Origin of the sequence: Methylobacterium sp. 190mf, assembly GCF_900107945.1 — a bacterium.
In the GTDB taxonomy this organism is placed as follows: domain Bacteria; phylum Pseudomonadota; class Alphaproteobacteria; order Rhizobiales; family Beijerinckiaceae; genus Methylobacterium.
This window is the reverse complement of the sequence record NZ_FNVI01000017.1, coordinates 41,742-67,305: the sequence shown is the minus strand read 5'-3', so window position 1 is coordinate 67,305 and position 25,564 is coordinate 41,742. Positions and strand designations below refer to the sequence as shown.

Annotated in this window: 23 protein-coding genes and 1 riboswitch; of the genes, 11 read left to right on the top strand and 12 right to left on the bottom strand. The window is 71.8% G+C overall.

What is annotated here, in order from left to right; all coding sequences use genetic code 11:
• The first annotated feature begins 35 nt into the window (after positions 1 to 35).
• Entirely contained in the window at positions 36 to 1,838 is a 1,803-nt protein-coding gene (gene lepA / locus C4T42_RS20055; RefSeq protein ID WP_042669970.1) for a translation elongation factor 4, read from the top strand.
• Positions 1,839 to 1,945: 107 nt separating this feature from the next.
• Here lepA and C4T42_RS20050 read toward each other — a convergent pair whose 3' ends face one another.
• From C4T42_RS20050 to C4T42_RS20040, 3 genes are all read right to left on the bottom strand, one after another.
• Complete coding sequence (locus C4T42_RS20050) at positions 1,946 to 2,263, bottom strand: cytochrome c (RefSeq protein ID WP_091680759.1); 318 nt, start codon at positions 2,261 to 2,263, stop codon at positions 1,946 to 1,948.
• 150 nt (positions 2,264 to 2,413) lie between these two features.
• Entirely contained in the window at positions 2,414 to 3,697 is a 1,284-nt protein-coding gene (locus C4T42_RS20045) for a PQQ-dependent sugar dehydrogenase (protein WP_020094611.1), read from the bottom strand.
• 268 nt (positions 3,698 to 3,965) lie between these two features.
• The gene (locus tag C4T42_RS20040; RefSeq protein WP_020094612.1) at positions 3,966 to 5,468 is read right to left on the bottom strand and encodes an NAD(P)/FAD-dependent oxidoreductase; all 1,503 of its coding nucleotides are present in this window, start codon (positions 5,466 to 5,468) and stop codon (positions 3,966 to 3,968) included.
• 208 nt (positions 5,469 to 5,676) lie between these two features.
• Here C4T42_RS20040 and C4T42_RS20035 point away from each other — a divergent pair, with 208 nt between their 5' ends.
• Entirely contained in the window at positions 5,677 to 7,461 is a 1,785-nt protein-coding gene (locus C4T42_RS20035) for a hypothetical protein (protein WP_103985743.1), read from the top strand.
• Between the two features lie 3 nt (positions 7,462 to 7,464).
• On the opposite strand, the gene glp is transcribed toward C4T42_RS20035, so the two are convergent.
• The 7 genes from glp to C4T42_RS20000 form a co-directional block, all read right to left on the bottom strand.
• Positions 7,465 to 8,694 (bottom strand): gephyrin-like molybdotransferase Glp, encoded by a 1,230-nt coding sequence (glp, locus tag C4T42_RS20030; RefSeq protein ID WP_020094614.1) that lies wholly within the window; start codon positions 8,692 to 8,694, stop codon positions 7,465 to 7,467.
• Positions 8,691 to 9,182: a cyclic pyranopterin monophosphate synthase MoaC gene (moaC, locus tag C4T42_RS20025; RefSeq protein WP_020094615.1), complete on the bottom strand. Its 492-nt coding sequence runs from the start codon at positions 9,180 to 9,182 to the stop codon at positions 8,691 to 8,693. Before moaC ends, glp begins: the two co-directional genes overlap by 4 nt.
• Positions 9,183 to 9,185: 3 nt before the next feature.
• A complete protein-coding gene (gene trpC, locus C4T42_RS20020; RefSeq protein WP_020094616.1) occupies positions 9,186 to 10,073 on the bottom strand; it encodes an indole-3-glycerol phosphate synthase TrpC in 888 nt (295 codons plus the stop codon).
• Positions 10,070 to 11,107, bottom strand: coding sequence for an anthranilate phosphoribosyltransferase (gene trpD, locus C4T42_RS20015; protein ID WP_103985742.1), 1,038 nt, complete (start codon positions 11,105 to 11,107; stop codon positions 10,070 to 10,072). The genes trpC and trpD overlap by 4 nt, the downstream gene beginning before the upstream one ends.
• 34 nt (positions 11,108 to 11,141) lie before the next feature.
• Entirely contained in the window at positions 11,142 to 11,756 is a 615-nt protein-coding gene (locus C4T42_RS20010; protein ID WP_103985741.1) for an aminodeoxychorismate/anthranilate synthase component II, read from the bottom strand.
• Between the two features lie 94 nt (positions 11,757 to 11,850).
• Positions 11,851 to 13,371: an anthranilate synthase component I gene (gene trpE, locus C4T42_RS20005; RefSeq protein ID WP_103985740.1), complete on the bottom strand. Its 1,521-nt coding sequence runs from the start codon at positions 13,369 to 13,371 to the stop codon at positions 11,851 to 11,853.
• Positions 13,372 to 13,374: 3 nt separating this feature from the next.
• On the bottom strand, positions 13,375 to 15,276 hold the full coding sequence (locus C4T42_RS20000) for a peptidylprolyl isomerase (protein WP_103985739.1): 1,902 nt from the start codon (positions 15,274 to 15,276) through the stop codon (positions 13,375 to 13,377).
• Between the two features lie 186 nt (positions 15,277 to 15,462).
• Between C4T42_RS20000 and tpiA the strand changes: the two genes are divergently transcribed.
• Entirely contained in the window at positions 15,463 to 16,224 is a 762-nt protein-coding gene (gene tpiA / locus C4T42_RS19995) for a triose-phosphate isomerase (protein WP_020094621.1), read from the top strand.
• Positions 16,225 to 16,279: 55 nt separating this feature from the next.
• Here the strand turns inward: tpiA and C4T42_RS19990 are convergent, their stop codons facing one another.
• On the bottom strand, positions 16,280 to 16,738 hold the full coding sequence (locus C4T42_RS19990) for a nuclear transport factor 2 family protein (protein ID WP_103985738.1): 459 nt from the start codon (positions 16,736 to 16,738) through the stop codon (positions 16,280 to 16,282).
• Between the two features lie 305 nt (positions 16,739 to 17,043).
• Between C4T42_RS19990 and secG the strand changes: the two genes are divergently transcribed.
• From secG to C4T42_RS19970, 4 genes are all read left to right on the top strand, one after another.
• Positions 17,044 to 17,478, top strand: coding sequence for a preprotein translocase subunit SecG (secG, locus tag C4T42_RS19985; protein WP_103985737.1), 435 nt, complete (start codon positions 17,044 to 17,046; stop codon positions 17,476 to 17,478).
• A 156-nt stretch (positions 17,479 to 17,634) separates the two neighbouring features.
• Positions 17,635 to 19,263 (top strand): CTP synthase, encoded by a 1,629-nt coding sequence (locus tag C4T42_RS19980; RefSeq protein ID WP_103985736.1) that lies wholly within the window; start codon positions 17,635 to 17,637, stop codon positions 19,261 to 19,263.
• Positions 19,264 to 19,321: 58 nt separating this feature from the next.
• Entirely contained in the window at positions 19,322 to 19,774 is a 453-nt protein-coding gene (locus C4T42_RS19975; RefSeq protein WP_020094625.1) for a DNA polymerase III subunit chi, read from the top strand.
• A gap of 2 nt (positions 19,775 to 19,776) precedes the next feature.
• Positions 19,777 to 21,366 (top strand): peptidase S10, encoded by a 1,590-nt coding sequence (locus C4T42_RS19970; protein WP_103985735.1) that lies wholly within the window; start codon positions 19,777 to 19,779, stop codon positions 21,364 to 21,366.
• Positions 21,367 to 21,388: 22 nt separating this feature from the next.
• Here the strand turns inward: C4T42_RS19970 and C4T42_RS19965 are convergent, their stop codons facing one another.
• The gene (locus C4T42_RS19965) at positions 21,389 to 22,753 is read right to left on the bottom strand and encodes a discoidin domain-containing protein (RefSeq protein ID WP_103985734.1); all 1,365 of its coding nucleotides are present in this window, start codon (positions 22,751 to 22,753) and stop codon (positions 21,389 to 21,391) included.
• Positions 22,754 to 22,914: 161 nt separating this feature from the next.
• Positions 22,915 to 23,110, top strand: a riboswitch (cobalamin riboswitch).
• 34 nt (positions 23,111 to 23,144) lie between these two features.
• Here C4T42_RS19965 and C4T42_RS19960 point away from each other — a divergent pair.
• From C4T42_RS19960 to cobW, 4 genes are read left to right on the top strand one after another with little or no spacing between them, the layout of a single operon-like run.
• Complete coding sequence (locus tag C4T42_RS19960; RefSeq protein ID WP_024829520.1) at positions 23,145 to 23,327, top strand: CbtB domain-containing protein; 183 nt, start codon at positions 23,145 to 23,147, stop codon at positions 23,325 to 23,327.
• A gap of 16 nt (positions 23,328 to 23,343) precedes the next feature.
• On the top strand, positions 23,344 to 24,096 hold the full coding sequence (locus C4T42_RS19955) for a CbtA family protein (RefSeq protein WP_091680780.1): 753 nt from the start codon (positions 23,344 to 23,346) through the stop codon (positions 24,094 to 24,096).
• Positions 24,089 to 24,490 (top strand): DUF1636 domain-containing protein, encoded by a 402-nt coding sequence (locus C4T42_RS19950; protein ID WP_103985733.1) that lies wholly within the window; start codon positions 24,089 to 24,091, stop codon positions 24,488 to 24,490. The genes C4T42_RS19955 and C4T42_RS19950 overlap by 8 nt, the downstream gene beginning before the upstream one ends.
• Positions 24,487 to 25,521: a cobalamin biosynthesis protein CobW gene (gene cobW, locus C4T42_RS19945; RefSeq protein ID WP_100250812.1), complete on the top strand. Its 1,035-nt coding sequence runs from the start codon at positions 24,487 to 24,489 to the stop codon at positions 25,519 to 25,521. The genes C4T42_RS19950 and cobW overlap by 4 nt, the downstream gene beginning before the upstream one ends.
• Positions 25,522 to 25,564 lie beyond the last annotated feature (43 nt).

Below are 25,564 nucleotides of genomic sequence, written 5' to 3'. Positions count from 1 at the left end.
CGGTGCGCGCCGGCGCGCGCCCGAACGGAATGCCGATGACAGCCCCGATCGACACCATCCGCAACTTCTCGATCGTCGCGCATATCGACCACGGCAAATCGACCTTGGCCGACCGGCTGATCCAGGCCACCGGCACGGTCGCGCTCCGCGACATGAGCGAGCAGATGCTCGACTCGATGGACATCGAGAAGGAGCGCGGCATCACCATCAAGGCGCAGACCGTGCGCCTGGAGTACAAGGCCCAGGACGGCAAGGACTACGTCCTGAACCTGATGGACACGCCCGGCCACGTGGACTTCGCCTACGAGGTCTCGCGCTCGCTCGCCGCCTGCGAGGGCTCGCTCCTGGTGGTCGACGCCTCGCAGGGCGTCGAGGCGCAGACGCTCGCCAACGTCTACCAGGCGCTCGACGCCAACCACGAGATCGTCCCGGTCCTCAACAAGGTCGACCTGCCCGCCGCCGAGCCGGACCGGGTCAAGGAGCAGATCGAGGAGGTGATCGGCCTCGACGCCTCCGATGCCGTGCCGATCTCGGCCAAGACCGGCCTCAACATCGAGGCTGTGCTCGAGGCGATCGTCACCCGCCTGCCGCCGCCGAAGGGCAGGAGCGACGCGCCCCTGAAGGCGCTGCTCGTGGACAGCTGGTACGACGCCTATCTCGGCGTCGTGGTGCTGGTGCGGATCATCGACGGCACCCTCAAGAAGGGCATGACCATCCGCATGATGGGTGCCGACGCCGTCTACGGCGTCGACCGGATCGGCGTGTTCCGGCCGAAGATGGCCGACATCGACGCCCTGGGACCGGGCGAGGTCGGCTTCTTCACCGGCTCGATCAAGGAGGTGGCCGACACCCGCGTCGGCGACACGATCACCGAGGACAAGCGCCAGACCACCGAGATGCTGCCGGGCTTCAAGGAGGTCCAGGCGGTGGTGTTCTGCGGCCTGTTCCCGGTAGACGCGGCCGAGTTCGAGAACCTGCGCTCCGCCATGGGCAAGCTCCGGCTCAACGACGCCTCGTTCTCCTACGAGATGGAGACGTCGGCGGCGCTGGGCTTCGGGTTCCGCTGCGGCTTCCTCGGGCTCCTGCACCTGGAGATCATCCAGGAGCGGCTGGAGCGCGAGTTCAACCTCGACCTGATCTCCACGGCGCCCTCGGTGGTCTACCACCTGAAGATGCGCGACGGCGAGACCAAGGAGTTGCACAACCCGGCCGACATGCCGGACATTATGAAGATCGAGACGATCGAGGAGCCGTGGATCCGCGCCACGATCCTGACGCCCGACGAGTATCTCGGCGGCGTGCTGAAGCTCTGCCAGGACCGCCGCGGCGTGCAGATCGACCTCAACTACGTCGGCAAGCGCGCCATGGTGGTCTACGACCTGCCGCTGAACGAGGTCGTCTTCGACTTCTACGATCGGCTGAAGTCGATCTCGAAGGGCTACGCCTCGTTCGACTACCACGTGTCGGATTACCGCGAGGGCGACCTCGTGAAGATGTCGATCCTGGTGAATGCCGAGCCGGTGGACGCCCTCTCGATGCTGGTCCACCGCACCCGCGCCGAGTCGCGCGGCCGGGCCATGTGCGAGAAGCTGAAGGACCTGATCCCCCGCCACCTGTTCCAGATCCCCGTCCAGGCGGCGATCGGCGGCAAGATCATCGCCCGCGAGACCATCCGGGCGCTGTCGAAGGATGTCACCGCCAAGTGCTACGGCGGCGACATCTCGCGCAAGCGCAAGCTTCTCGACAAGCAGAAGGAAGGCAAGAAGAAGATGCGCCAGTTCGGGCGCGTCGAGATCCCCCAGGAGGCGTTCATCGCCGCCCTGAAGATGGACGATTGATCCACCGCGTCATTGCGAGCGGAGCGAAGCAAACCAGGGTCGCGCGACATCGGTGAGCGTTGCGCAACTGGGTTGCTTCGCTCCGCTCGCAAAGACGGCGGTGCCGCTTACCCCGGCGGCAGCACGTCGATCTGGATGCCCGCGTAGTACGCCGCCAGATTGGCGATGTCGGCGTCCGACAGCTCCTTCGCAACCACGTTCATGATCTCGTTCTGCCGCTTGCCGTCGCGGTACTCGGTGAGCGCCTTCACGAGGTAGGGCTCAACCTGCCCGGCGAGGTTCGGCGCCTCCGGCAGCTTCGAGAGCCCGTCCATGCCGTGGCAGGTCTGGCAAGCGGTCGCGCGCTTCTTGCCTGCGGCCGCGTCGCCGGCCTGCGCCGAGAGCGGGACGAGGGTGGCGGCGAGGACGAGAAGCGGGCGGATCATCGGGCGGGCTCGAACTCTGAGATCAGTGAAGACTTGTCCGCTCGCGTCGGAAGGGGACGCGCGCGCCCTCTCCCGAACGTCAGAGAGGGCGCGTTGCGGCTTTCCGCGACCTGGCGCCTCACGAGCGGAGAGGCGCCAGGTCACAAGAGACTACTTCTCGTAGGAGATCCTGTAGATCGCCCCGGCGGAATCGTCCGAGACCAGCAGCGAGCCGTCGAGCATCACCGCGACGTCCACCGGGCGGCCGAGATACTCGCCGTCGCCGGTGAGCCACCCTTCCGCGAACGGCTTGACCGACTCGACCTTCCCGTCGGCCCCGAGCTTGGCGAACATCACCCGGGCGCCCACCGGCTCGGTGCGGTTCCACGAGCCGTGCTCGGCGATGAAGATCCCGCCCTTGTAGGCGGCCGGGAACTGCTTGCCGTTGTAGAAGGTCATGCCGAGATCGGCCGCGTGCGGCGGCAACTCGGCCTGCGGGGCGACGGCGTCGGCCGGCGGGGTCTGGTCCTTGTACTCGACCGTGCGGACCGAGCCGCCACCGAACCACGGGAAGCCGAAATTCTCGCCCGCCTTGGTGGAGCGGTTCAATTCGCCCGGCGGCTTGTCGTCGCCCATGCCGTCGACCTGGTTGTCGGTGAACCACAGCGACTTGTCGGTATTGAAATCCATCCCGACGGAGTTGCGGATGCCGGTCGCGTAGACCTCGCGGTTCTTGCCGTCGGCGTCGATGCGGATGATGCCGCCGATGCCGGTCTTCTTGTAGAGGTCCGCCTTCTCGGCGGGCGGCACGTTGTAGGGCTGGCCGAGCGCGATGTAGGTTTTGCCGTCCGGACCGACCCGGCAGACCCGGGCGGTGTGGTTGAAGCTCTCCTCGGAGGCCGGGATCAGCTGTCCCTGCTTGACCAGCACGCCGGCGGCGACGTCCGGGTTCTCGTAGAAGAACTCGGCGGCCGGGAAGGCCAGGACGCGGTTCTGCTCGACCACGGTGAGCACGCCGTCCTTCGAGAAGCAGACGCCGTTCGGGATCTTGAACGTGATGCCCGGCGCGAAGGGGCGGACCTCGTCGGCGACCCGGTCCTTGTCGCGGTCGGTGACCGTGTAGATCTTGCTCTTGCGCGTGCCGACGAAAAGCACCCCGGCATTGGGACCGACCGCGATGGCGCGGGCGTCCGGCACCACCGCGTACAGGTCGATCTTGAAGCCGTCCGGCAGCTTGATCTTCGACAGGTTCTTGCGGATCGCGTCGGGGCGGCGGCCGGTCTGCGGGATCTCCGCGGCGGCCTGGGTGTCGGTGCTGTGGAAGCCCTGGAGCTTCTCGAGGTCGTCGGTCTTGGCCTTGGTCTCGGCAGGGGCCGCACCCTGCGCCAGGGCGGGGAGCACCGCCGCCGGCATGGCCACGCCCGCGAAGAGCGCGGCGAGAAGCAGAGATCGCATCGATAGAATCCTCCCGGCGGCCCTTGGACCAGGGCATTACCGGGAAGGAACGATAGGGGCGCCGCAGAGACCGGCAAGCCGCGCCGGTGACGCGGCAGGAGCCCTGTCGCTGTCCGCGGGGTTTCCGATCGTCACCTCAGTGGGGTCGCACCCTCCGTCATCGCGAGCGAAGCGAAGCGACCCAGGGCAGCGCGACTTCGAGGCGCTCAGCGCCGCCCTGGATTGCTTCGCTTCGCTCGCAAAGACGGGAGGCCGACCGGAACTGGCCTCAGGCCACCTTGCGCGGCACGAGGCGCTCGCTGCCCAGGGCGACGTCGGCCCCGGACACGCCGGACTCGGTGTACTCGGCGTCCTCGTTCACCCGCCAGACGTCGTGCCGACGCCGGCCGCAGAGGATGTTCTCCACGGTCAGCATCGCGGTCATCATCGCGTGGTCCTGATTGTTGTACTTGTGCATGCCGTTGCGGCCCACGAGGTGCAGGCTCGGGAAATCCCGCTCCAGCTCCCGCCGCACGGTGACGACGTGGCCGGCATACTCCTCGTCGTAGACCGGGTAGGCCTTCGGCTGGCGGACCACGCAGGCATCGACGACGTCGGCCGGGTCGATCAGGCCGATCTGACCGATCTCGCGCTTGGCGAGCTCCACCAGCTCCGAATCGTCGGCGTTCCAGAGGCCGTCGCCCTCGAAGCAGAAATACTCCAGGCCCAAGCAGGTGTGGTCCGCGTCCGGCACCATCTCGGGCGACCAGGAGCGGAAATTCTGCACCCGGCCGACCTTCACCGACGGGTCGTGGATGTAGATCCAGTTGTCCGGGAAGTTCTTGTCCGACTTGGCGATGAGCGCCACCGTCAGGAAGTCGCGGTACTTCAGCGCCCGGGCGTTGAAGGTGCTGAGCGGCCGCGGGCGGATGGCGTCGACGAGCTCGCGGACCGGCGCGGACGAGACGACGTTGCGGGCCGTGAAGGTCTCGCGGCTGCCGTCCGAGCGGCGGGCCGCCACCGTCCAGATGCCGGTTCCGGCATCGTAGCTGAGGGAGTCGACGCCGCGGTCGAGCTTCAGCTGCCCGCCCTGGGCGCGGATCTTGGCGGCTGCCGCCTCCCACATCATGCCGGGGCCGCGGCGGGGATAGCGGAACGACTCGATCAGAGTCTTGATGACGGGGCCGCCGGCCTTCGGCGCCTTGCGCAGGCCCAGCGACCGCTTGATGCCGTCGCGGATCGCCGCGCCGAGGTCGAGCCCCTTGATGCGCTGCGCCGCCCAGTCGGCCGAGATCGCGTCGCACGACATGCCCCACACCTTCTCGGTGTAGGTCTTGAAGAAGATCGAGAACAGGCGCTCGCCGAACTGGTTGCGGACCCAGGCGTGGAAGGTCTTGGGCTCCGCCACCGGCCGCAGGCGGGCGTAGAGGTAAGAGGCGACGCAGGCCGCGCTGGTGAGGATCCCGAGGTTGCGCAGAGCCTCGAAGGCCTTCAGCGGGTAGGCGTAGTAGCGCCCGCGATAGTAGATCCGCGACAGGCGCGGGCGCTCGATGAAGTCGTCGGGGAGGATCTCGTCCCAGAGATCGACCACGGCCTGGGACTTCGAGAAGAACCGGTGGCCGCCGATGTCGAACAGGTAGCCGTTGTGCGAGACGGTGCGCGAGATCCCGCCGACCTGCGCCGGATCCCGCTCCAGGACGGTGACGGAGCGGCCCTTCTTCGACAGCAGGTAGGCGGCAGTCAGACCCGCAGGCCCGGCGCCGATCACCAGCGTCTCGGTGTGGTGGCTCATCCCATGCTCCGGCGATTGGTGCGGCGCGCGACGCGCAGGACGCCGACCGGTCGCCAGGATGCCCGGTCGTGGTTAAGGAATCGCTGGCGCCGCGGGGCCGGATCGACGGCCGGGCCGCGCGTCCGGTGCCCTTTGACCGCGCGTTAAGCGGAACCGCGCGAGCATGCCGGCGAGGGCATCGACCGCCCGCCCGGGTGATCCACCAAACATGCCGGCTCCGGCGCTACCCCTCTCCCGACCGCGCGGGCGGATCGAGGCCCGCACGCTGCTGTGGATCCTCGCCGCCCTGTGCATCGCGACGATGAACGCGCCCCACGCGGTTTGGGAAACCGTCCAGCACCTGCGCGTCCCGGATACCGACGACGCGATGCGCCTCGTGGAAGTCCGCGACCTGCTGGCCGGCCAGGGCTGGTACGACAACGTCCAGTACCGATTCCTGCCCCCGGGCGGCGTGCCGAGCCACTGGTCGCGCCTCGTCGACGCGCCGATCGCCGGCCTGATCCTGGCGCTCACGCCCCTGACGGGCTCCGCGCTCGCCGAGGGCCTGACGGCGGCACTCTGGCCCGTGCTGCTCTTCGGGCTCTACGGCTGGCTCCTGTATCGCGGCGTCCGGCACAGCTTCGGCAGCCGTGCCGCGCTCCTGGCCCTGATCGCGGCCACGCAGACCTTCGGTGTGACGATCCAGTTCCAGGCGGGGCGGGTGGACCACCACAATCTGCAGATTCTCTCGATGATCGGTCTCGCCTTCTGCATGATCCGCGGCGGCCTGCGACCCGGCCTGATCGGCGGGATCCTGGCGGCCGTGTCGCTGGCGATCGGGCTCGAGGGCCTGCCCTTCGTCGCGCTGGCGGCCCTCTTCCTCACGGGCGACTGGTGCCTGCGCGGACGGCCCGCGCTGGCGTCGCTCGCGGGCTTCGGCCTGGGTCTCGGCCTCGCCGCCCCCGCGCTGTTCGCCGTCCAGACGGCCCCCTCGCTCTGGGGTGTCTCCCACTGCGACGCGCTCTCGCCACCCTGGCTCTGGCTCACCCTGGGCGGCCTCGCCCTCGCCGCGATCGCCGCCGCCGCGGGCGAGCGCCTCGCGACGGTCCCGGCGCGCCTCGCCCTGGCGGGCCTCGCGGGCAGCGTCCTGCTGGCCGGGTTCGCCGCCGCCTTCCCGTCCTGCCTCGGCGGCCCGTTCCCCGACATGCCGCCGCTGGTGCGGATCCACTGGCTGCTCACGGTCAACGAGATGGCGCCGCTGGCGAAGTTCGTGGCCCGCGGCCAGTGGGAGGCGCTGGTCTTCTACCCGGTCGTGATCCTCGCGAGCCTCACGGCCGCCGGGATGGCGTGGCGCGGCCCCGAACGCCGGGCCTGGTCGGTGGTCGCGCTGTTCCTGTGGCCGGGGCTGATCCTCGGCGTCGCGCAGTTCCGCGGACTCTACATCGTCTCCGGCTTCGTGCCGCTGGTGGCGGGCGTGGTCCTCGACCGCGCGCTGGCACGGGCAGCCCTGCCGGCCGGGGCGCGGCGCTGGCCCGTCGCGCTCCTCGGCGCCGCGATGGTCAGCAGCCTCTGGATGATCCCGGCGCTCCTGGCGGAGACCCTCGCGCCCGGCCTGCGCACCGCGCCTGACGCGGCCGAGACCAATGCCTGCCTCGGCGACACCGCGGTCCGCCCCCTGGCGCACCTGCCGGAAGGCACCGTGCTCGCCCCGATCTTCATGGGGCCGTCGATCCTCCTCCGCACCCCGCACAGCATCGTCGCCGCGCCCTATCACCGGGCCATTCCCGGCCTCACGGCGGCGATCGAGGGGCTGGGCGGCACCGAGGCCGACCTCGACCGGGTGCTGACGGCGTTCGACGTCCGCTACCTCGTCGCCTGCCCGGCCCGGCCGGCCGAGGACCTTCAGGCGGAGACGGCGTTCGCCACGCGGCTCGCCGCGGGCACGGCCGGGAGCGCGCGCCTCGTGCCGCTGGACGTGCCCGGTCCCCTCAAGGTCTGGCGCGTCGCGCCCTGACGATCAGAGCAGGCGCCGATCGAGGCGGATGATCCGGCAGGGATCGCCGGCGCGCGCGGCCGGCGCGTGCGGGGCGCGGATCAGCAGGGCTTCGGACCGTCCGAGGACGGCGAGCATCGACGAGTCCTGACGCCGCTCGGCGGTCGCGACCGGTAGACGGTCGGGCTCGAGGGCGAGGCTCGCCCGCATGTAGTCGGCCCGGCCGTCATTCTCCGGCATGTCGCGGCCGAGCGTCGCCGGCTCGCTCCGGTCGGCACCGGCCCGCGGATCACCCTGGAGCGCGCGGATGGCGGGCACCACGAACAGGAGCCCGCACACGATGGACGAGACCGGGTTGCCCGGCAGCCCGATGACCAGCATGTCGCCGAGGCGGCCGTGCATCAGCGGCTTGCCCGGCCGGAGGGCGACCCGCCAGAAGCCGAGCTCCAACCCCTCCTTGGCGAGCGCGGCCTGAACCAGATCGTGGTCGCCGACGGAGGCGCCTCCGAGGGTGATCAGCAGGTCGGCGCGCGCCGCGCGGGCGCGACGGAACGCGTCCGCCAGGGCGTCGTGGTCGTCCCCCGCGATGCCGAGATCGACGATGTCGGCGCCCGCCTCGGCGGCGAGGGCACCGAGCGCGAGGCTGTTGGAGGCGACGATCTGGTCCCAGCCGGGCGTCGCGCCCGCCTCCACCAGCTCGTCACCGGTGGCGAGGATCGCGACGCGCGGCCGGCGGCGGACCGGGAGGCGCGGGTGACCGGCCGCCGCGGCAAGCGCCAGCCGCCGCGCATCGAGGCTCATGCCGGCCGGGATCAGGGTCTCGCCGGCGGTGAAGTCGAGGCCGGCCCGGCGGATGAACCGCGCCGGCTCCACGGGCTCCAGGACGCGCACCGCGCCCGCCTCGGCGGCGGCGTTCTCCTGGATCAGGATCGCGTCCGCGCCCTCCGGCACCGGCGCCCCGGTGAAGATCCGGACCGCCTCGCCCGGGCCGATGCGGCCGGAGAAGCCGTGACCGGCCGCGCTGGCGCCGATCAGCCGCAGGATCGCCCCGACCTCCCCGGCGTCGGCGCCGCGCACGGCGTAGCCGTCCATGGCGGAGGCCGGGAACGGCGGCTGGGTCCGTGAGGCGACGACGTCCGCGGCGAGCGTCCGGCCGCAGGCCTGCGCCAGCGGGACGGTCTCCGGCTCGACCGGCGCGGTGACGCTCGCGAGCACCCGCGCCAGCGCCTCGGCGACCGGGATCAGGCCGCTCATTCCGCCGGGGCCCGGTAGGTGCCCGAGCGGCCCCCGTCCTTGGCGGTCAGCCGGATCCCCTCGATCCGCATGCCGCGATCGACCGCCTTCACCATGTCGTAGACCGTCAGGCAGGCCACCGAGACGGCGGTCAGCGCCTCCATCTCGACGCCGGTCGGGCCCTGGACCCGGACCTCGGCGGCGATGCGCAGGCCCGGGAGCGCGTCGTCGGGCTCGCACTCGACCCGCACCTTCGACAGCAGCAGCGGGTGGCAGAGCGGGATCAGCTCGTGGGTGCGCTTGGCCGCCATGATGCCGGCGAGCCGGGCCGTGCCGATCACGTCGCCCTTCTTGGCGTCGCCCTCGCGGATCAGGGCCAGGGTCTCCGGCTTCATCACGATCTGGCCTTCCGCCCGGGCCGTCCGGTCGGTGGCGGGCTTGTCGGTGACGTCGACCATGTTGGCCGCGCCGCTGGTGTCGAGATGGGTCAGCGTCGAGCCCGGCCGCATGCCTTACGCCTTCTTCCGCGGCTTGCCGCCCTTGGCCTCCGCGGCGCCGAACAGCAGGGCGTGGGCCGCCTCCGCGACGTCCGGCTGCCGCATCAGGCTCTCGCCGACCAGCACCACGCCGAGGCCGTTGTCCCGCAGCCGGACCACGTCGGCGTGGTCGCCGATCCCGCTCTCGGCCACGGCGATCCGGTCCGCCGGGATCCCCGGCGCCAGTCGGATCGCGGTCTCGAACGAGACCTCGAAGGTCTTGAGGTTGCGGTTGTTGATGCCGATCAGCGCCGTGCCGAGGGGGATGGCCCGCGCCAGCTCGGCCTCGTCGTGCACCTCGACCAGGACGTCCATCCCGAGGAGGTGCGCCGTCTCGACCAGGGCGACGGCCTCGTCGTCGTCGAGGCAGGCCATGATGACCAGGATGCAGTCGGCACCCCAGGCCCGGGCCTCGTAGACCTGATAGGGCTCGAACAGGAAATCCTTGCGCAGGACGGGCAACGCGCAGGCGGCGCGCGCCGCCGTCAGGTACTCCGGCCGCCCCTGGAACGAGGGCTCGTCGGTCAGCACCGACAGGCAGGTGGCGCCGCCGGCCTCGTAGGCGGCGGCGAGGCTTGCCGGGTCGAAATCGGCGCGGATCAGGCCCTTCGAGGGCGAGGCCTTCTTCACCTCGGCGATGAGCGCCGGGCGGTCCGCGCCGAGATGGCTCCGGATCGCCGCCGCGAAGCCGCGCACCGGCTCCGCCTGCGCGACCTTCCGCTCCAGCTTGGCGAGCGGCACCCGCAGCTTCGCCTCGGCGATCTCGCGGCGCTTGTAGGCCTCGATGCGGGCGAGGACGTTCGGCCGCTCGGTCGGCGTCCCGGCGCCGGTCTCCGGGGTCGCCTCGTGCGTCAGCGAGCTCATCGGCCCTCCTGCCCGTTGGAGTGGTCGTTCGAGGCCCGGACGAGGCGGGCGAGCGTCGCCCGGGCGGCCCCGGAATCGACGGCATCCTGCGCCTGCGCGACGCCGTCCGCCAGGGCCTGCGCGGCCCCCGCGACCACGAGCGCCGCCCCCGCGTTGAGGACCGCGATGTCCCGGTAGGCGTTCCGCGCACCCGCCAGGACGGCCTCCAGGGACCGCGCGTTGTCGGCCGGGTCGCCGCCGCGCAGCTCCTCGGGCGCGCGCAGCGCCAGACCGAGGTCGCGCGGGTCGATGGTGAAGTGGGACAGCCGCCCCTCGTCGAGGGCGACCACCCGCGTCGGGCCCGTGACGGTGATCTCGTCGAGCCCGTCGGACCCGTGGACGGTCCAGACCCGGCGGCAGCCGAGCTCGGCCAGGACCCGCGTCAGCGGCTCCGCGAGGGCCTCCTGGGCGACGCCGAAGAGCTGATAGCCGACGCCGGCCGGGTTGCTCAGCGGCCCCAGCAGGTTGAAGATCGTCCGCACGGGCAGTTCGGACCGGACCGCCGCGACGTGGCGCATGGCCGGGTGGTGGGCCTGCGCGAACAGGAAGCAGAGGCCCGCCTCGGCGAGGCAGCGGGCCTGCGCGGCGGGGTCGAGCCCGAGCCGCACGCCCAGGGCCGCGAGCACGTCGGCGGCGCCGGAGCGCGAGGTCGCCGCCCGGTTCCCGTGCTTGGCCACCGGCACGCCGCAGGCGGCCACGACGATCGCCGCCAGAGTGGAGACGTTGACGCTGCCGGAATGGTCGCCGCCGGTGCCGACGACGTCGACGGCGTTCGCGGGCGCCGCGACGCGGGTCATGCGCGCCCGCATGGCCTCGGCGGCGCCGACGATCTCCTCGACGGTCTCGCCGCGCACCTTGAGGGCGGTCAGGAAGGCGCCGGCCTGGACCGGCGTGACCTCGCCCGACAGCAGGTCGTCGAAGGCGGCGCGGGCCTCGGCGCGGTCGAGGGCGAGGCCCCCGGCGACCTTCGCGAGATGGGGTCTGAAGCTGTCCATGGGTTCTTACGGAGGGCCGCCCCGGCCCCCGGCGTCAATGCACGTCGGCACGCGTCCTGTCACGCGCCGTGTTCCAGGCGGCGGCGAGATCGAGGAAGTTCTTCACGATCTCCGTGCCGTGCTGCGACCGGATGCTCTCGGGGTGGAACTGGACGCCGTGGAGCGGCCGGTCGGCGTGCTCCAGGCCCATGATCAGGCCGTCCGCCTCGGCGGTGACCCGCAGGGCCGTCGGGCAGGTCGCGCGGTCGACCACCAGGGAGTGGTAGCGGGTCGCCTCGAAACTGTCGTTCAGGCCGCGGAACAGGCCGCGCGCGCCGTGCCGGATGGTCGAGACCTTGCCGTGGAGCGGCAGCGGCGCGCGCACGACGTCGCCGCCGAAGGCCTGGCCGATCGCCTGGAGGCCGAGGCACACGCCGAAGATCGGGATCTCCTCGGACAGGTCGCGGACCACGTCGAGGCAGATCCCCGCCTCCGTGGGCGTGCACGGCCCGGGCGACAGCACGATGGCGTCGGGCGCCCTGGCGCGGATGTCGGCGATCGTGAGCGCGTCGTTGCGCGCGACCTCGACCGCGCCGCAGAGCGGCCCGATCAGGTGCACGAGATTCCACGTGAAGGAATCGTAGTTGTCGATGACGAGGACGTTGGGCATCGCGGCGGCACGCTCGGGCATGCAGGCGATGTGACCGCTCGCACCCGCGCGGTCAACCGTTGGCGTCGGACGGCGGGGCAGCCGCGCGTGCGCCCTACTGCCCGCGCTTGGCCTGCGCGGCGAAGCGCACCGCCTCCTCGGCGGCCCGGAACAGCGCCTTGGCCTTGTTGACGCATTCCTGCTGCTCGGAGGCGGGATCGGAATCGTAGACGATCCCGGCCCCGGCCTGGACGTGCATGGTCCCGTCCTTCACCACCGCGGTGCGCAGGACGATGCAGGTGTCCATCTCGCCCCGCGCGCCGAAATAGCCGATGCAGCCGGCGTACGGCCCGCGCTTCTCGCGCTCCAGCTCATCGATGATCTCCATGGCCCGCACCTTCGGGGCGCCCGAGACCGTGCCGGCCGGGAATCCCGCCGCCAGGGCGTCCAGGGGATCGTGGCGCGGGTCGAGGTCGCCCTCGACGTTCGACACGATGTGCATGACCTGGCTGTAGCGCTCGATGAAGAACGAGTCGGTCACGCGGACGCTGCCGATCCGCGAGACCCGGCCGGCGTCGTTGCGGCCGAGGTCGAGCAGCATCAGGTGCTCGGCCCGCTCCTTCGGGTCGGCGAGCAGCTCCTCGGCGAGGGCGGAATCCTCGGCCGGGGTCGCGCCGCGGCGGCGCGTGCCGGCGATCGGGCGGACCGTGACCACGCCGTCGCGCACCCGCACCAGGATCTCCGGCGAGGAGCAGACGATCTGGAAGCCCTCGAAATCGAGGTAGCACAGGAACGGCGCCGGGTTGGTCCGCCGCAGCGAGCGGTACAGGCTGAAGGCCGGCAGCGTGAACGGCGCCGAGAACCGCTGAGACAGCACCACCTGGAACGCGTCGCCCGCGACGATGTACTCCTTGGCGCGCGCCACCATGGCGAAGAAGTCGTCCGGCGGCGTGTTCGAGACCGGTTCGGGCGGGGCGACCGCCGAGAGGTCCACCCGCGCCTCGATCGGCAGCGGCCCCTCGAGGGCGGCGGCGACCCGGTCGACGCGCTGCAGCGCGTCCTCGTAGGCGGCCCGGGCCGCGGTGCCGGGGGCGGGCCGGATCGGCGAGACGACCGTGATGACGTCGCGGATCGAATCGAACACCACCATCACCCGGGGGCGCACCAGGATCGCGTCCGGCACGCCGAGGGGATCCGGGTTCGGCTCCGGCAGCCGCTCCATGGCGCGGACCATGTCGTAGCCGAGGTAACCGAACAGGCCGGCGGCCATCGGCGGCAGATCCTGGCCGTCCGACTCGCCGATGGCGCTCTCGGCGATCAGGGCCCGCAGGCTCGCCAGCGGCGCCCGCGAATCCGGCTCGAACCGCGTGAGATCGGCCCCGCGCGCGATCGCGGGCGCGCCCGCCCGGCAGCGCCAGATCAGGTCCGGATCGAGGCCGATCATCGAGTACCGGCCGCGGACGGCGCCGCCCTCGACCGATTCGAGCAGGAAGGCCGGCCCGGCATGGCCGGCGCGCAGCTTGAGGAACGCCGCCACCGGCGTCTCGAGATCGGCGACGAGGCTCACCGCCACGAGGCTCGGCTGCCCGGCCTCGTAGCGCGCCGCGAAGGCCGCGTAATCGGGCGCGTCGGCCATGCCTCAGTACTCGCCGCCGATGGCGCGCCGCAGAGCCGCCGGATCGACCTTCACGCCGGCGTTCTTCTGGACCTCGCTGATGTACTCGGACAGCACGTCGTCGGCGAGCGCCGCCTGGAAGCTCTGCGTGATCTGCTTGTCGCTCGGGCTGTCGGCCACGAAGGCCGGCACCGTCGCCGCCGTGACCTTGAAGACCGCCCGCGAATCGCCGGCGGCCGCCGTGCCGGCCTTGCCCACCGGGGTCGCGAAGATCAGGTTCACGACGTCGGCCGTGAGCATGCCCTTGGCCTGGTTGCGCGCGAGATCCTGCGCTTCCTGCAGGTTGACGCCGACCTCCTGGGCGGCGGCCTCCATGGTCTCGCCCTTGTTGATCTTCTCGACGAGCTCGCGGCCCTTGGCCTGCAGGCGCTTGGCGATCTCGGTCGCGGTCCAGCCGGCCTTCACGCCGTCCTTGACCTCGTCGAGGGGCTTGTCGTGGGCGGCGTTGATCCCGGTGACGTCGTACCAGACGTAGCCGCCGGTCTTGGTCCGCAGGGGCTCGTTGTCGCCGCCGATCTCGGCGCGGAACAGGGCCGGCAGGGTGGTCTCGGGGTCCGGGATGTCGGTGATCCGCTGCCCGTCCGGTCCCTTGCCGTTCACGTCCACCGCCTTCACGGCGACGACCTTGAGGCCGCGCTCGGCCGCGATGTCGGCCAGCGGCTTGGCGCCGGCCCGCTGGTCCTCGATCGCGTCGCGGGTGGTCTCCATGGCGTCGCGGGCGCGGGCCAGGGCGAGGGCCTTGCGGATCTCGCCGTCCACCGCCTCGAACGGCTTCACCGTCCCGGCCTCGATCTTGGTCACGCGCAGCAGCACGGTGCCGAACCGGCCCTGGACCGGCTGGCTCACGCCGCCCTCCGGCAGCGCGAACGCGGCGTCGGCGACGGCCTTGTCGAACAGCTCGCTCTTGGTCAGCGTGCCGAGGGTCAGGTCCTTCTCGTCGGTGCCGCGCTCTGCGGCCACCGCGTCGAAGGTCTTGGAGCCGTCCGTGATCGCCTTGCGGGCCGCCTCGGCGGCGGCCGCGTCGGGGAACACGATCTGCTGGATGGTGCGCTTCTCGGGCGTGCCGTAGCGGTCCTTGTTCAACGCGTAGGCGGCGCGGGCGTCGGCCTCGGTGATCGCGTCGGGCTTCGCCATCGCCTCGGGCTCGACCACGAGGAGGTTGGCCGCCCGGAACTCCGGCGCCCGGAAGCCGGACCTGTTGGCCTCGTACCAGGTCTTCAGCTCTTCGTCCGTCGGATCGGGGATCTGGCCGGCCACCGAGGGCGTCAGCATCAGGTAGGCGGCCGCGCGGCGCTCTGTGGTGTAGCGATGGACGGCCTCCCGCATGGCGAGCGGCACGTGCAGGTCCGACGACACCGCCTCGGCCAGCTGGAGGCGGGCGATCACCGAGCGCTGCTCGCGCACGAACAGGGCCTCGTTGAGGCCGGCGCGCTGCAGGGTCTGATAGAAGAGCTGCGGCTCGAACTGACCCTGCTGGTTCTGGAAGCTCTTCTCCTCGTGGATCGCCTTGATCACCGAGGAATCCGGCACCGTGAGGCCGAGATCCTGGGTCTTCTGATCGAGGGCGGCCTCGGTGATCAGCTGGGACATCACCTGCCGGTCCAGGCCGAGCATCCGCGCCTGGTCGGGCGTCAGCGGACGCTTCAGCTGGGTCTGATAGCGCTGCAGCTGGTTCTGGTAGGCTTGGCGCACCTGCTCGGCGGTGATCGGCGTGCTGCCGACCGTGGCCACCTTGTTGCTCGCGCCGCCGCGGAAGAACTCCTCGACCCCGAAGATGCCGACACCGGCGATCAGCAGCGTGAAGATGATCGTCAAGACGATCTTGCCGAGCCAGTGCTGGCTGGCGTTGCGGATGCCCTGAAGCATGGTCTGTGATCGAGTACCTTCGGCAGCCGCCCCGTCGCCGGGCCGGCGCTGTCCCTGAGAGCCGACCGCGATAGACCATTCGCGTCCACAGGCAAAGGCTCGGGCGGTCCCGGCCGTTTGCACGCTCAAGCTCGCTCTGGTAGGCCCCGGCGACTTCGAGAAAGCCGCGGCGGAGCGAGGGCAGGAATGACGCAGTCTGGGCGCAAGCCGCTTGTCGCTGGCAACTGGAAGATGAACGGGACCCGGGCATCCATCCAGGTTGTCGAGGCGATTCGCGACGGGCTCTCGCCGGACCTCGCGTCGCGCATCGACGTCCTGATCTGCCCGCCGGCGACGCTGATCGGATCCTGCGTGGCGGCGGCGGCCGGATCGCCGATCGCGATCGGCGGCCAGAACCTGCACGCCCGGCCGAGCGGCGCCTTCACGGGCTCGATCTCGGCCGAGATGCTCGCCGATCTCGGCGCCAAGTACGTGATCGTCGGCCATTCCGAGCGCCGGGCCTACCACCACGAGACCGACGACGGGGTCCACGCCAAGGCGCTGGGCGCCCGCCGCGCCGGCCTGTGCGGCATCGTCTGCGTCGGCGAGACCATCGAGGAGCGCGAGCAGGGCCGCGCCCTCGACATCGTCCGCGCCCAGCTCGCCATCGGCCTGCCCAAGGGCGCGACGGCGGCCGACACGGTGATCGCCTACGAGCCGGTCTGGGCGATCGGCTCCGGGCGGACGCCGACGCCGCGCGACATCGCCGAGGTCCACGCCTCCCTGCGGGAGATGCTCGACAAGCTCGTGGGCGACGAGGCGCAGAAGATCCGCATCCTCTACGGCGGCTCGGTGAAGCCCGGGAACGCCAAGGAACTCCTGTCGGTGGACAACGTCGACGGCGCGCTCGTGGGCGGCGCAAGCCTCGTGGCGGAGGACTTCCTGGGGATCTGCGCCGCCTACGCCTGAGCGCGGGACCGCGAATCCTGTCGGAGCGCGGCGCGACAGACGCGCCGCGCCACCGTCAGATCTTGAAGGCCTGCCGGGCGAGCAGCCGCCAGCGGCCGCCGTCGCTGTGCCAGACCTGCATCACGCCGATATGGACCGGCGACGTCTTGCCGCCCGAGACCACCTCGCCGGTGAAGACGTGCCGCGCGATGGCGTCGTCGCCGACCACCGAGACGGAGCGGTCCGACAGGGTGATGCTCGGGAAGGTCGAGCGCTTGCTGGTCAGCGTCTCGATGAAGGCCGCCTTGTCCTGCACCTGACCGCTGGAATGGCCGTAGCTCAGCCCATCGAGGGTCAGGGCGTCGAGGGCCGGACCGTCGGCGGCGAGGAGAGCCTTGGTGAGGGCGTCGACCGCCTGCTCGACCGCGGCGCCCCGGGCGGCGGGATCGGTTGCGGCCGCCGAGCCGGAGCCCGGGCGGATCAGGACGGGTGCGGCGATGGCGGCGGCGAGCGCCGCACGGCGTGACACGGACATGGCTTGCCTCCCGGACCGGGCGGCGCGTTCGGTCGGCCGCCCTTCCCCGGCAGAGAGCACGGTGCGCGGGCGAAGGCGAGGGTCGGAGCGGACACTCGGCCGCTCGCGTCAGGTTGGCGGCGGGCGACCGGTGGTGTATGCCGTCGCCGAATTCCGGCCGGTCCGCCCGAAGCGTCCCCCGAAGCCCCCGCCGCACGCCCGTGTGTCGGGGCGGTTCGTGGACGATCGCGGGCCCCGGCCCTCGTGCGTTCGTCTTCCGGTGCCCGCTGCCGGCGCGCGGCGCTGAAGAAGATCCCGGAACACCGATGCAGACCGTCCTGATCGTCGTCCACCTCATCATCGTGCTCGCGCTGATCGGCGTCGTGCTGCTCCAGCGCTCCGAGGGCGGACTCGGGCTCGGCGGCGGTGGCGGCGGTGGCGGCGTCGGCGGGTTCATGACCGGCCGCGGCCAGGCCAACGCCCTGACGCGGGCCACCGCGATCCTGGCGGCCCTGTTCTTCGCCACCAGTCTGACCCTCGCGATCCTGTCGCACCGCTCGGTGGCGCCGAAGTCGATCCTCGACACCGGCGCGCCGCAGACCTCCGGCCAGCCGGCCAAGCAGCCGACCGGTGCCGACAACCTTCTCGACACGCTGCGCCAGCAGCAGGACCGGGCGCCCGCGAACGCCCCGGCCCAGCCGGCGCCCGCGCAGCCGGCCCCCGCCCAGCCGGCGGTTCCGGACGCGCCGCAGTCGCGCTGACGGCGCGCGCCGCCGGCGGCGCAGCGTCCGACCCTTGTCCCGACGGACCGGCGCTCGGCCGGTCCACGCCATGCGTTCCGCGATCCCCAGCCCATGCACGGGCCGGGGCCTCCGTCGTTTGGCAAATGCCAGCAGCTTCTTTATGGACCGAGGCCCATGACGCGGTACGTTTTCATCACCGGCGGCGTGGTCTCCTCCCTCGGCAAGGGCCTCGCCTCGGCGGCCCTGGCGGCGGTCCTCCAGGCCCGCGGCTACCGGGTCCGGATGCGCAAGCTCGACCCCTACCTGAACGTCGATCCGGGCACGATGAGCCCGACGCAGCACGGCGAGGTGTTCGTCACCGACGACGGTGCCGAGACCGACCTCGACCTCGGGCATTACGAGCGCTTCACCGGCGTTCCGGCGAGCCGGGCCGACAACATCACGACGGGCCGGATCTACCAGGACATCATCGCCAAGGAGCGCCGCGGCGACTACCTCGGCGCCACGATCCAGGTGATCCCGCACGTCACCAACGCGATCAAGGACTTCGTCCTCGACGGCAACGACAGCTTCGACTTCGTGCTGGTGGAGATCGGCGGCACGGTCGGCGACATCGAGGGCCTGCCGTTCTTCGAGGCGATCCGGCAGCTCGGGCAGGAGCTGCCGCGGGGCACCTGCTGCTACGTCCACCTGACGCTGCTGCCCTACATCCCGTCCGCCGGCGAGCTGAAGACCAAGCCGACCCAGCACTCCGTGAAGGAGCTGCGCTCCATCGGCATCCAGCCCGACATCCTGCTCTGCCGCTGCGACAGGCCGATCCCGATGGACGAGCGGCGCAAGCTCGCGCTGTTCTGCAACGTCCGCCAGACCGCGGTCATCGAGGCCCTCGACGTGGCCTCGATCTACGAGGTGCCGCTCTCCTATCGGACCGCGGGCCTCGACCGGGAGGTGCTCGGCCATTTCGGCCTGGAGCACGGCGAGGAGCCGGATCTCGGCCGCTGGCAGACCATCGCCGAGCGCGTGCGAAATCCCGAGGGCGAGGTCTCGATCGCCATCGTGGGTAAGTACACGGGGCTGAAGGACGCCTACAAGTCGCTGACCGAGGCGCTGACCCACGGGGGCATCAGCCACCGGGTGAAGGTCAATCTCGAGTGGATCGAGGCCGAGGTGTTCGAGCGCGAGGATCCGGCGCCCTTCCTCGAAGGCCTCAACGGGATCCTCGTGCCGGGCGGCTTCGGCCAGCGCGGGGCCGAGGGCAAGATCCGGGCGGCCCGCTACGCCCGCGAGAAGCGCATCCCCTATCTCGGCATCTGCTTCGGCATGCAGATGGCGGTGATCGAGGCGGCCCGCTCGCTGGCCGGGATGCCGGAGGCCAACTCCACGGAGTTCGGCGACACCGCCGAGCCGGTGGTCGGCCTGCTCACCGAGTGGCTGCGCGGCAACGAGCTTGAGCGGCGCGCGGCGGCCGGCGATCTCGGCGGCACGATGCGGCTCGGCGCCTACGAGGCGAAGCTCGACCCCCAGTCCAAGATCGCCCAGATCTACGGGTCCGATCAGATCTCGGAGCGCCACCGCCACCGCTACGAGGTCAACATGGCCTATCGCGAGCGGCTGGAGGCCAAGGGCCTGCGCTTCTCGGGCGTGTCCCCCGACGGCCTGTTGCCCGAGACGGTGGAGCATGTCGGGCACCCGTGGTTCATCGGCGTGCAGTTCCATCCGGAGCTGAAGTCGCGCCCGTTCGAGCCGCACCCGCTGTTCAAGGGCTTCGTCGGCGCCGCGATCGAGCAGAGCCGCCTGGTCTGAGGCCGCGGCGGCGCGCCGCTGCTCGCGCGGCGGCCCGCGGCCCTATATCCTCGGTGCCGTGACCGAGATCCTCTTCTACCACATGCAGCGGCAGCCCCTGGAGAAGGTGCTGCCGAACCTCGTCGAGCGCTCGCTGGACCGCGGCTGGCAGGCCGCGATCCAGGCGGCGAGCGAGGAGCGCCTGCAGGCGCTCGACGACCACCTCTGGACCTATTCCGACGAGAGCTTCCTGCCGCACGGCACCGACCGCGAGCCCGACGCCGCGAGCCAGCCGGTGGTGCTCACGCTCCGGGACGTGAATCCCAACACCGCCTCGATCCGCTTCCTGGTGGAGGGCGCCGACCTGCCGCCCGACGCCGGGCAGTACGAGCGGATCTGCATCCTGTTCGACGGGACTGACCAGGACGCGCTGCTGCGCGCCCGCGAGCAGTGGAAGCAGGCCAAGGACGCCGGCCACGCGGTGGCCTACTGGCAGCAGGACGAGTCCGGACGCTGGAACAAGAAGGCTTGATAATGGCCCCCCACGCACGTCTCGGGCGCGCCGCGCTCGCCCTCGCCCTGGCCCTCGCAGCGCCCACAGTGGCCCTCGCCCAGGACGCGCCGCACGGCCATCCCGCGGAGAGCAAACCGGCGCAGCGCGGCCCGGAGGGGCGCCGCCTGCCGCCCGATTCGACGACCAAGCAGAGCGTGACGCTGCCGGACGGCCGGACCCTCGACTTCACCGCCACCGCCGGCAGCCTGCCCCTCGTCGACGAGGCGGGCAAGCTGCAGGCCGAGATCGCCTACGTCGCCTACACGATGGCGCCGCAGGCCGGCCGGGAGCGTCCCGTCACTTTCGCGGTCAATGGCGGCCCGGGCGCCGCCTCGGCCTATCTCAATATCGGGGCGATCGGGCCCTGGCGGCTGCCGGTCGGCGGCGACAGCATCAGCCCGTCGCAGCCGGTGACGCTGACGCCCAACGACGGGACGTGGCTCGGCTTCACCGACCTCATCTTCCTCGATCCCGTGGGGACCGGGTACAGCCGGGCCGCGGACGGGAACGGCAAGGCCTACTGGTCGATCGATTCCGACGCCTCGACTCTGGCGGCGACCATCGCGCGCTACCTGCGCGTCAACGACCGCATGGCGAGCCCGAAATTCTTCGTCGGCGAGAGCTACGGCGGCTTCCGCGGCCCGCTGATCGCCGAGAAGCTCCAGGAGGAGATCGGCGTCGGCCTGTCCGGCATGGTGCTGCTCTCGCCGGTGCTCGATTTCGCGTGGCTGGAGACGCCGCGGGCCAACCCGTGGGGCTACGTGCTGAAGCTGCCCTCGCTGGCGGCGGGCGCGCTCGAGCGGGCCGGCACGGTGCCGACGCCAACCCTGCTCGGCGACGCGGAGGCCTACGCCTCGGGCCCGTACCTGAGCGACCTGCTCAAGGGGCCGAGCGACACGGCCGCCGTCGCCCGGATGACCGAGAAGGTCGCGCCCCTCGTCGGTCTCGACCCCGCCCTGGTGCGTGCCCAGGCGGCGCGCCTCTCGACCCGGAGCGTCCAGCGCGAGATCGACCGCGCCGAGGGCCGCGTGACCAGCGCCTACGACACCGGCATCACCGGCTGGGACCCGAACCCGGACGCCGCCCAGTCGAGCTTCGAGGATCCCCAGCTCACCGCCCTCCAGGCACCGCTGACGAGCGCGATGCTCGACCTCTACGCGCGGACGCTGAAATGGCCGGTGACCAACATGCGCTACGAGCTCCTGAACAACGCCGTCAATCGCGGCTGGAACTGGGGCTCGGGCCGGCAGGCACCCGAGGTCCTGTCGAACCTGAAGGGCGATCTGGCGCTCGACGGGCACCTGCGCGTCCTCGTGGCGCACGGCTTCACCGACCTGGTGACGCCCTACTTCGCCTCGAAGCTCCTGCTGGCGCAGGTCCCCGCCTACGCCGCCGGCCGCCTGAGCCTCGCGGTCTATCCGGGCGGGCACATGTTCTACACGCGACCGGACTCGCGCGCCGCCTTCCGGACGGACGTGGAGCGGATGTACACGGACGCCCTGAAGGTGCGCGACGCCGGCTCGACCCGTCCGGCCGGAGCCCCCGCCGAGCATCTCCGGACGGCGCCGTAGCGCCTCCGGCCCGCCAAGCCGGTCACGCGTCGTCGAAGGCGAGGGCCTCGGCCGGGTAATCCACCATCGTCCGGCGCTGCGCGTCGGTGTTCTGCCACTCGCCGACCTTCATGTAGCGGCCCTCGAGATCGCGGACCTCGACCACCTTCCCGATGGTGGGGATCGACTGGAAGCCCTGCGGCCAGTTCGACGCGAAGTAGAAGACCTGCTCGACGTGGTCCGAGAGGTGGCAGATCCCCGGCCCGAACGTCCCCAGCCCGAAGACGAGGTAGCGGCCGTTCACCAGCGCCGCGACGTCGGAGATCAGCGACTCGCTCTGGATCTCCACCGGCAATCCGCGCCGCTCCGCGTACGCCTCCACCTCGGCGATGACCGGGTTCAGCCTGTTCTCGAAGACGAGCTTGACCGAGCGGATCCGGCCCTCGGCCAGGAGCCGGTCGATGACCATCCGGTAGAACGCGAAGGGCGGCTGCGGGTAGTGCGGATCGACCCAGGTGCTGAAGATGTCGCCCGACCGGATGTGGATCAGGAGCTGGTCGTCGGGCTTCACCGGGAAGTTCTTCGGCAGACCGTTGAACAGCGGCCGGATCACGCTCTGCACGATCGCGCGCGAATCCGCCGGTCCCCGCAGCGCGGTCACGCGCTCGAACTGCGTCGGGTCGAAATACAGGCCCGACAGGAAGTAGCCGTCCGCAGGCAGCGGCTCGTCCGGCGGGATGAAGGTGATCCCGTCGCAGGTCAGCCGCTCGGTCAGGAAGATCACCTTGCTGCGGTCGACCTTGGGCACCTTGATGTATTTCAGGTTGAGCGCCTTCGCGATCGACACCGCGATGATGTACTGGACGAGGCAGTTGCCGAAGGCGCCGTTCTCGAACAGCGACAGGCCGACCAGGGCGTGGCTGGCGCGGTCGGGCGCCGACTGGAGCGCGTAGGTGACGTAGACGTTGGCGCCGGGCTTCTCGTTCAGGAGCGTCACGTCGAGGCCGAGCATCGCCCGCAGCGCGATCAGGTCGACCGCGGCCTCGTCGGCGCGGATGCCGATGCCGGCGATCCGGGCCGGTTCGGGCGCGGCGATCCGGACCGCGCGCGCCCAGGCCCGCTCGTCGGGGACGATCGCGGCGACGAGGGCGTCCGGGGTCGCGGTCCAGCCAGCGAGGTCCGGCTCGGCCCACGTCACGCCGTCCTGCGAGACCGCCACCGCGACGTCGCCGGGCTCCGCGGGAACCGCCCCCTCCCCCGGCCGCAGGGCGACGGAATGGATCGGGAAGCGGCCGTCGAGGTCAACCTCGAGCCACGTCGTTCCCGTGCCCGCATCGGAGACGATCCGCGGCTCACGGCCGGCCGCGAGATCGACGAGAACCGGGGTCGGATCGTCTGTCGGGGCCATCGGGTCTCCGGGAGTTCAGCGCCCGCGCCGGGGCCGGGCGGGTATCGGGTGCGGCGGTGCCCGCTCCGGGGCGCGGCCGTCAAGCCCGCCCCGATCGCGGGGCGGGCGCGGGAAACGGCCGCGATCCGGCGCCGCTCCGTTGTGTCCTGGCGGTCATGCGTCTACAACGGCCGGGCGACGGTGCCCCGGAGACGGGGTGAAAAGGGAATGCGGTGAGGGGTTTGAAGCCCCGATTCCGCGGCTGCCCCCGCAACTGTGAGCGGCGAGCGCCCGCCAAGCGCCACCGGAGCGATCCGGGAAGGCGGTGGGCGCGCCGAGCCGCGAGCCAGGAGACCTGCCGTCGCGACAGGATCCCGCAATGCCGCCGGTGGGGCGGCTGGAGACGCTTCTGATGACGACGCAAACCCTCGCCCCCGTCGCCGCCGGCACCCGCGCGTCGGAGCGCCCGATCGCCGTCGCGCTCGCGGCCGTGCTGGGCCTCGGCCTGCTGTTCATGGCGGGCTTCTCGCCGGCGATCGCGCTCCACAACGCGGCGCACGACTTCCGCCACACCCAGAACTTCCCCTGTCACTGACGTCCCCGGACCAGGGATGATCATCCGGCTCCTGTCGGCGGCCCTCGCCGCCGGCTTCTTCGCGGCTGCCATCGTGACGGGCCTCGAACTCACGCTGACCTCGCCGCTGATCGTCGCGGCCGAGCGCTACGAGCAGCAGGAGGCGCCGAACCGGGCTGCCAAGGCGCTCCCGATCAAGGCGTTCCCGATCGTGCTGGCCCATGCCGGGCACGACCACGCCGCCCCCGACGCCGCGCCGGAATGGCAGCCCGCGCCCGGACTGCCGCGGATGGCCTTCACCGGGCTCGCGACCCTCGTGGGCGGCGTCGGCTACGCGCTGCTGCTCGGCGCGGTGATGCTCGCCTGCGGCCGCGAGCCCACGCCGCAGGTCGGCCTCGCCTTCGCGGTGGCCGCCTTCGCCAGCGTCGCCCTCGCGCCGGGCCTCGGCCTGCCCCCGGAATTGCCCGGCAGCGCGGCGGCCCCGCTCGCGACGCGGCAGGCGTGGTGGGTGATGACCGCCGCGGCGACCGGGATGGGGCTCTACCTGATCACGATTCGCCGTGCGCTGATCACGATCCTCGGGGGGCTCGTCCTGATCATCGCCCCGCACGTCGTCGGCGCCCCGCAGGCACCCGAGGCCGCGTCCGAACTTCCGGCGGCGCTCGCCGCGCAATTCGCCGCGCGGTCGCTCGCCATCAGCTTCGTGTTCTGGATCCTGATCGGGCTGGGGCTCGGCTGGGCGTGGCAGGCCTTCGCCCGCGGCGCGGATCGGGGAGCGGCCCGTGCCTGAGACCGTTCTCTACGTCTGCACCACCTGCCGCCGGCCGGACGACGACCCCGACGGCCCCCGCGCCGGGGCCCGCCTGCTGGAGGCGCTCCGGGGGCGGAGCGGCGCCACGCCGGACCTGCGGGTCGAGCCGGTAGAGTGCCTGTCGGTCTGCAAGCGGCCCTGCACCGTGGCGGTCGCCGCGGCCGACCGCTGGACCTACGTCTACGGCGACATGGATCCGGCCGCCTCGGCCGAGATCATCCTCGGCGGTCTCGCGGCCTACGCAGCGACCCCGGACGGCATCGTGCCCTGGCGCGAGCGTCCGGAGGCGTTCCGCAAGGGCGTGATCGCCCGCATTCCCCCTTTCCCAGAACCCCGCCCGGTCCCCGCCGGCACCCTGGAGCCCGCGGAATGACCCTCGTGAACAAGATCCCCTGCACCATCGTCACCGGCTTCCTCGGGGCCGGCAAGACGACCCTCGTCCGCCACGTGGTCGAGAACGCCAAGGGGCGCCGCCTCGCCATCCTGGTGAACGAGTTCGGCGACATCGGCTTCGACAAGTCCTTCCTGGCCGCCTGCGGCGTCGAGGGCTGCACCGAGGACGCCATCGTCGAGCTGCCGAACGGCTGCATCTGCTGCACGGTCGCGGACGATTTCGTGCCGGCGCTGGAGACCCTTCTCGGCCGCGCCGAGCCGCCGGAGCACATCCTGATCGAGACCTCCGGCCTCGCCCTGCCGAAGCCGCTGGTCCAGGCGTTCCAGTGGCCGGCGATCCGCTCGCGGGTGACCGTCGACGGCGTGGTCGCGGTGGTCGACGGCCCGGCGGTGGCCTCGGGCGCCTTCGCGGAGGACCCGGAGGCCCTGGCGGCCCAGCGCGCCGCCGACCAGTCGGTCGACCACGACAACCCCCTGGAGGAGGTGTTCGAGGACCAGCTCCTCTGCGCCGACCTCGTGGTCGTCAACAAGGCCGACCTGATCGACGCCGCGACGCGGGCGCGGGTCCGCGCCGAGGTCGAGGGGCACCTGCCCCGCGCCGTGAAGGTGGTCGAGACCGAGAACGGCGCCATCGACCCGCGGGTGCTGCTCGGCCTCGGCGCGGCCGCCGAGGACGATCTCGACGCCCGCCCCTCGCATCACGGCGAGGGCGAGGACCATGACCACGACGATTTCGAGACCGTGGCGCTGCCGGTGCGCCCGGCGGTGACCGCGGGAGATCTCGCGGCCCGGGTCGAGGCGGCGGCCGAGGCCGCCGGCGTCCTGCGCATCAAGGGATTCGCCGAGGTCGCGGGCAAGCCGATGCGCCTCGTGGTGCAGGGTGTCGGCCGGCGCGTGACCCATCACTTCGACCGCCCCTGGCGGGCCGGGGAAGCCCGCGACGGGACGCTGGTGGTGATCGGCCTGAAGGGCTTCGACAAGGACGCCGTCGCTTCGGCCCTCGCGGGATGAGGCCGGTCGCGCACGCCCGCCCGGACTCGCTCTAGGGGTCGCC

Excerpts from the sequence above, each read along its gene's own strand:
- lepA (WP_042669970.1), top strand. The coding sequence starts at position 36 with ATGACAGCCCCGATCGACACCATCCGCAACTTCTCGATCGTCGCGCAT.
- C4T42_RS20050 (WP_091680759.1), bottom strand. The coding sequence starts at position 2,263 with ATGATCCGCCCGCTTCTCGTCCTCGCCGCCACCCTCGTCCCGCTCTCG.
- C4T42_RS20045 (WP_020094611.1), bottom strand. The coding sequence starts at position 3,697 with ATGCGATCTCTGCTTCTCGCCGCGCTCTTCGCGGGCGTGGCCATGCCG.
- C4T42_RS20040 (WP_020094612.1), bottom strand. The coding sequence starts at position 5,468 with ATGAGCCACCACACCGAGACGCTGGTGATCGGCGCCGGGCCTGCGGGT.
- C4T42_RS20035 (WP_103985743.1), top strand. The coding sequence starts at position 5,677 with ATGCCGGCTCCGGCGCTACCCCTCTCCCGACCGCGCGGGCGGATCGAG.
- glp (WP_020094614.1), bottom strand. The coding sequence starts at position 8,694 with ATGAGCGGCCTGATCCCGGTCGCCGAGGCGCTGGCGCGGGTGCTCGCG.
- moaC (WP_020094615.1), bottom strand. The coding sequence starts at position 9,182 with ATGCGGCCGGGCTCGACGCTGACCCATCTCGACACCAGCGGCGCGGCC.
- trpC (WP_020094616.1), bottom strand. The coding sequence starts at position 10,073 with ATGAGCTCGCTGACGCACGAGGCGACCCCGGAGACCGGCGCCGGGACG.
- trpD (WP_103985742.1), bottom strand. The coding sequence starts at position 11,107 with ATGGACAGCTTCAGACCCCATCTCGCGAAGGTCGCCGGGGGCCTCGCC.
- C4T42_RS20010 (WP_103985741.1), bottom strand. The coding sequence starts at position 11,756 with ATGCCCAACGTCCTCGTCATCGACAACTACGATTCCTTCACGTGGAAT.
- trpE (WP_103985740.1), bottom strand. The coding sequence starts at position 13,371 with ATGGCCGACGCGCCCGATTACGCGGCCTTCGCGGCGCGCTACGAGGCC.
- C4T42_RS20000 (WP_103985739.1), bottom strand. The coding sequence starts at position 15,276 with ATGCTTCAGGGCATCCGCAACGCCAGCCAGCACTGGCTCGGCAAGATC.
- tpiA (WP_020094621.1), top strand. The coding sequence starts at position 15,463 with ATGACGCAGTCTGGGCGCAAGCCGCTTGTCGCTGGCAACTGGAAGATG.
- C4T42_RS19990 (WP_103985738.1), bottom strand. The coding sequence starts at position 16,738 with ATGTCCGTGTCACGCCGTGCGGCGCTCGCCGCCGCCATCGCCGCACCC.
- secG (WP_103985737.1), top strand. The coding sequence starts at position 17,044 with ATGCAGACCGTCCTGATCGTCGTCCACCTCATCATCGTGCTCGCGCTG.
- C4T42_RS19980 (WP_103985736.1), top strand. The coding sequence starts at position 17,635 with ATGACGCGGTACGTTTTCATCACCGGCGGCGTGGTCTCCTCCCTCGGC.
- C4T42_RS19970 (WP_103985735.1), top strand. The coding sequence starts at position 19,777 with ATGGCCCCCCACGCACGTCTCGGGCGCGCCGCGCTCGCCCTCGCCCTG.
- C4T42_RS19965 (WP_103985734.1), bottom strand. The coding sequence starts at position 22,753 with ATGGCCCCGACAGACGATCCGACCCCGGTTCTCGTCGATCTCGCGGCC.
- C4T42_RS19960 (WP_024829520.1), top strand. The coding sequence starts at position 23,145 with ATGACGACGCAAACCCTCGCCCCCGTCGCCGCCGGCACCCGCGCGTCG.
- C4T42_RS19955 (WP_091680780.1), top strand. The coding sequence starts at position 23,344 with ATGATCATCCGGCTCCTGTCGGCGGCCCTCGCCGCCGGCTTCTTCGCG.
- cobW (WP_100250812.1), top strand. The coding sequence starts at position 24,487 with ATGACCCTCGTGAACAAGATCCCCTGCACCATCGTCACCGGCTTCCTC.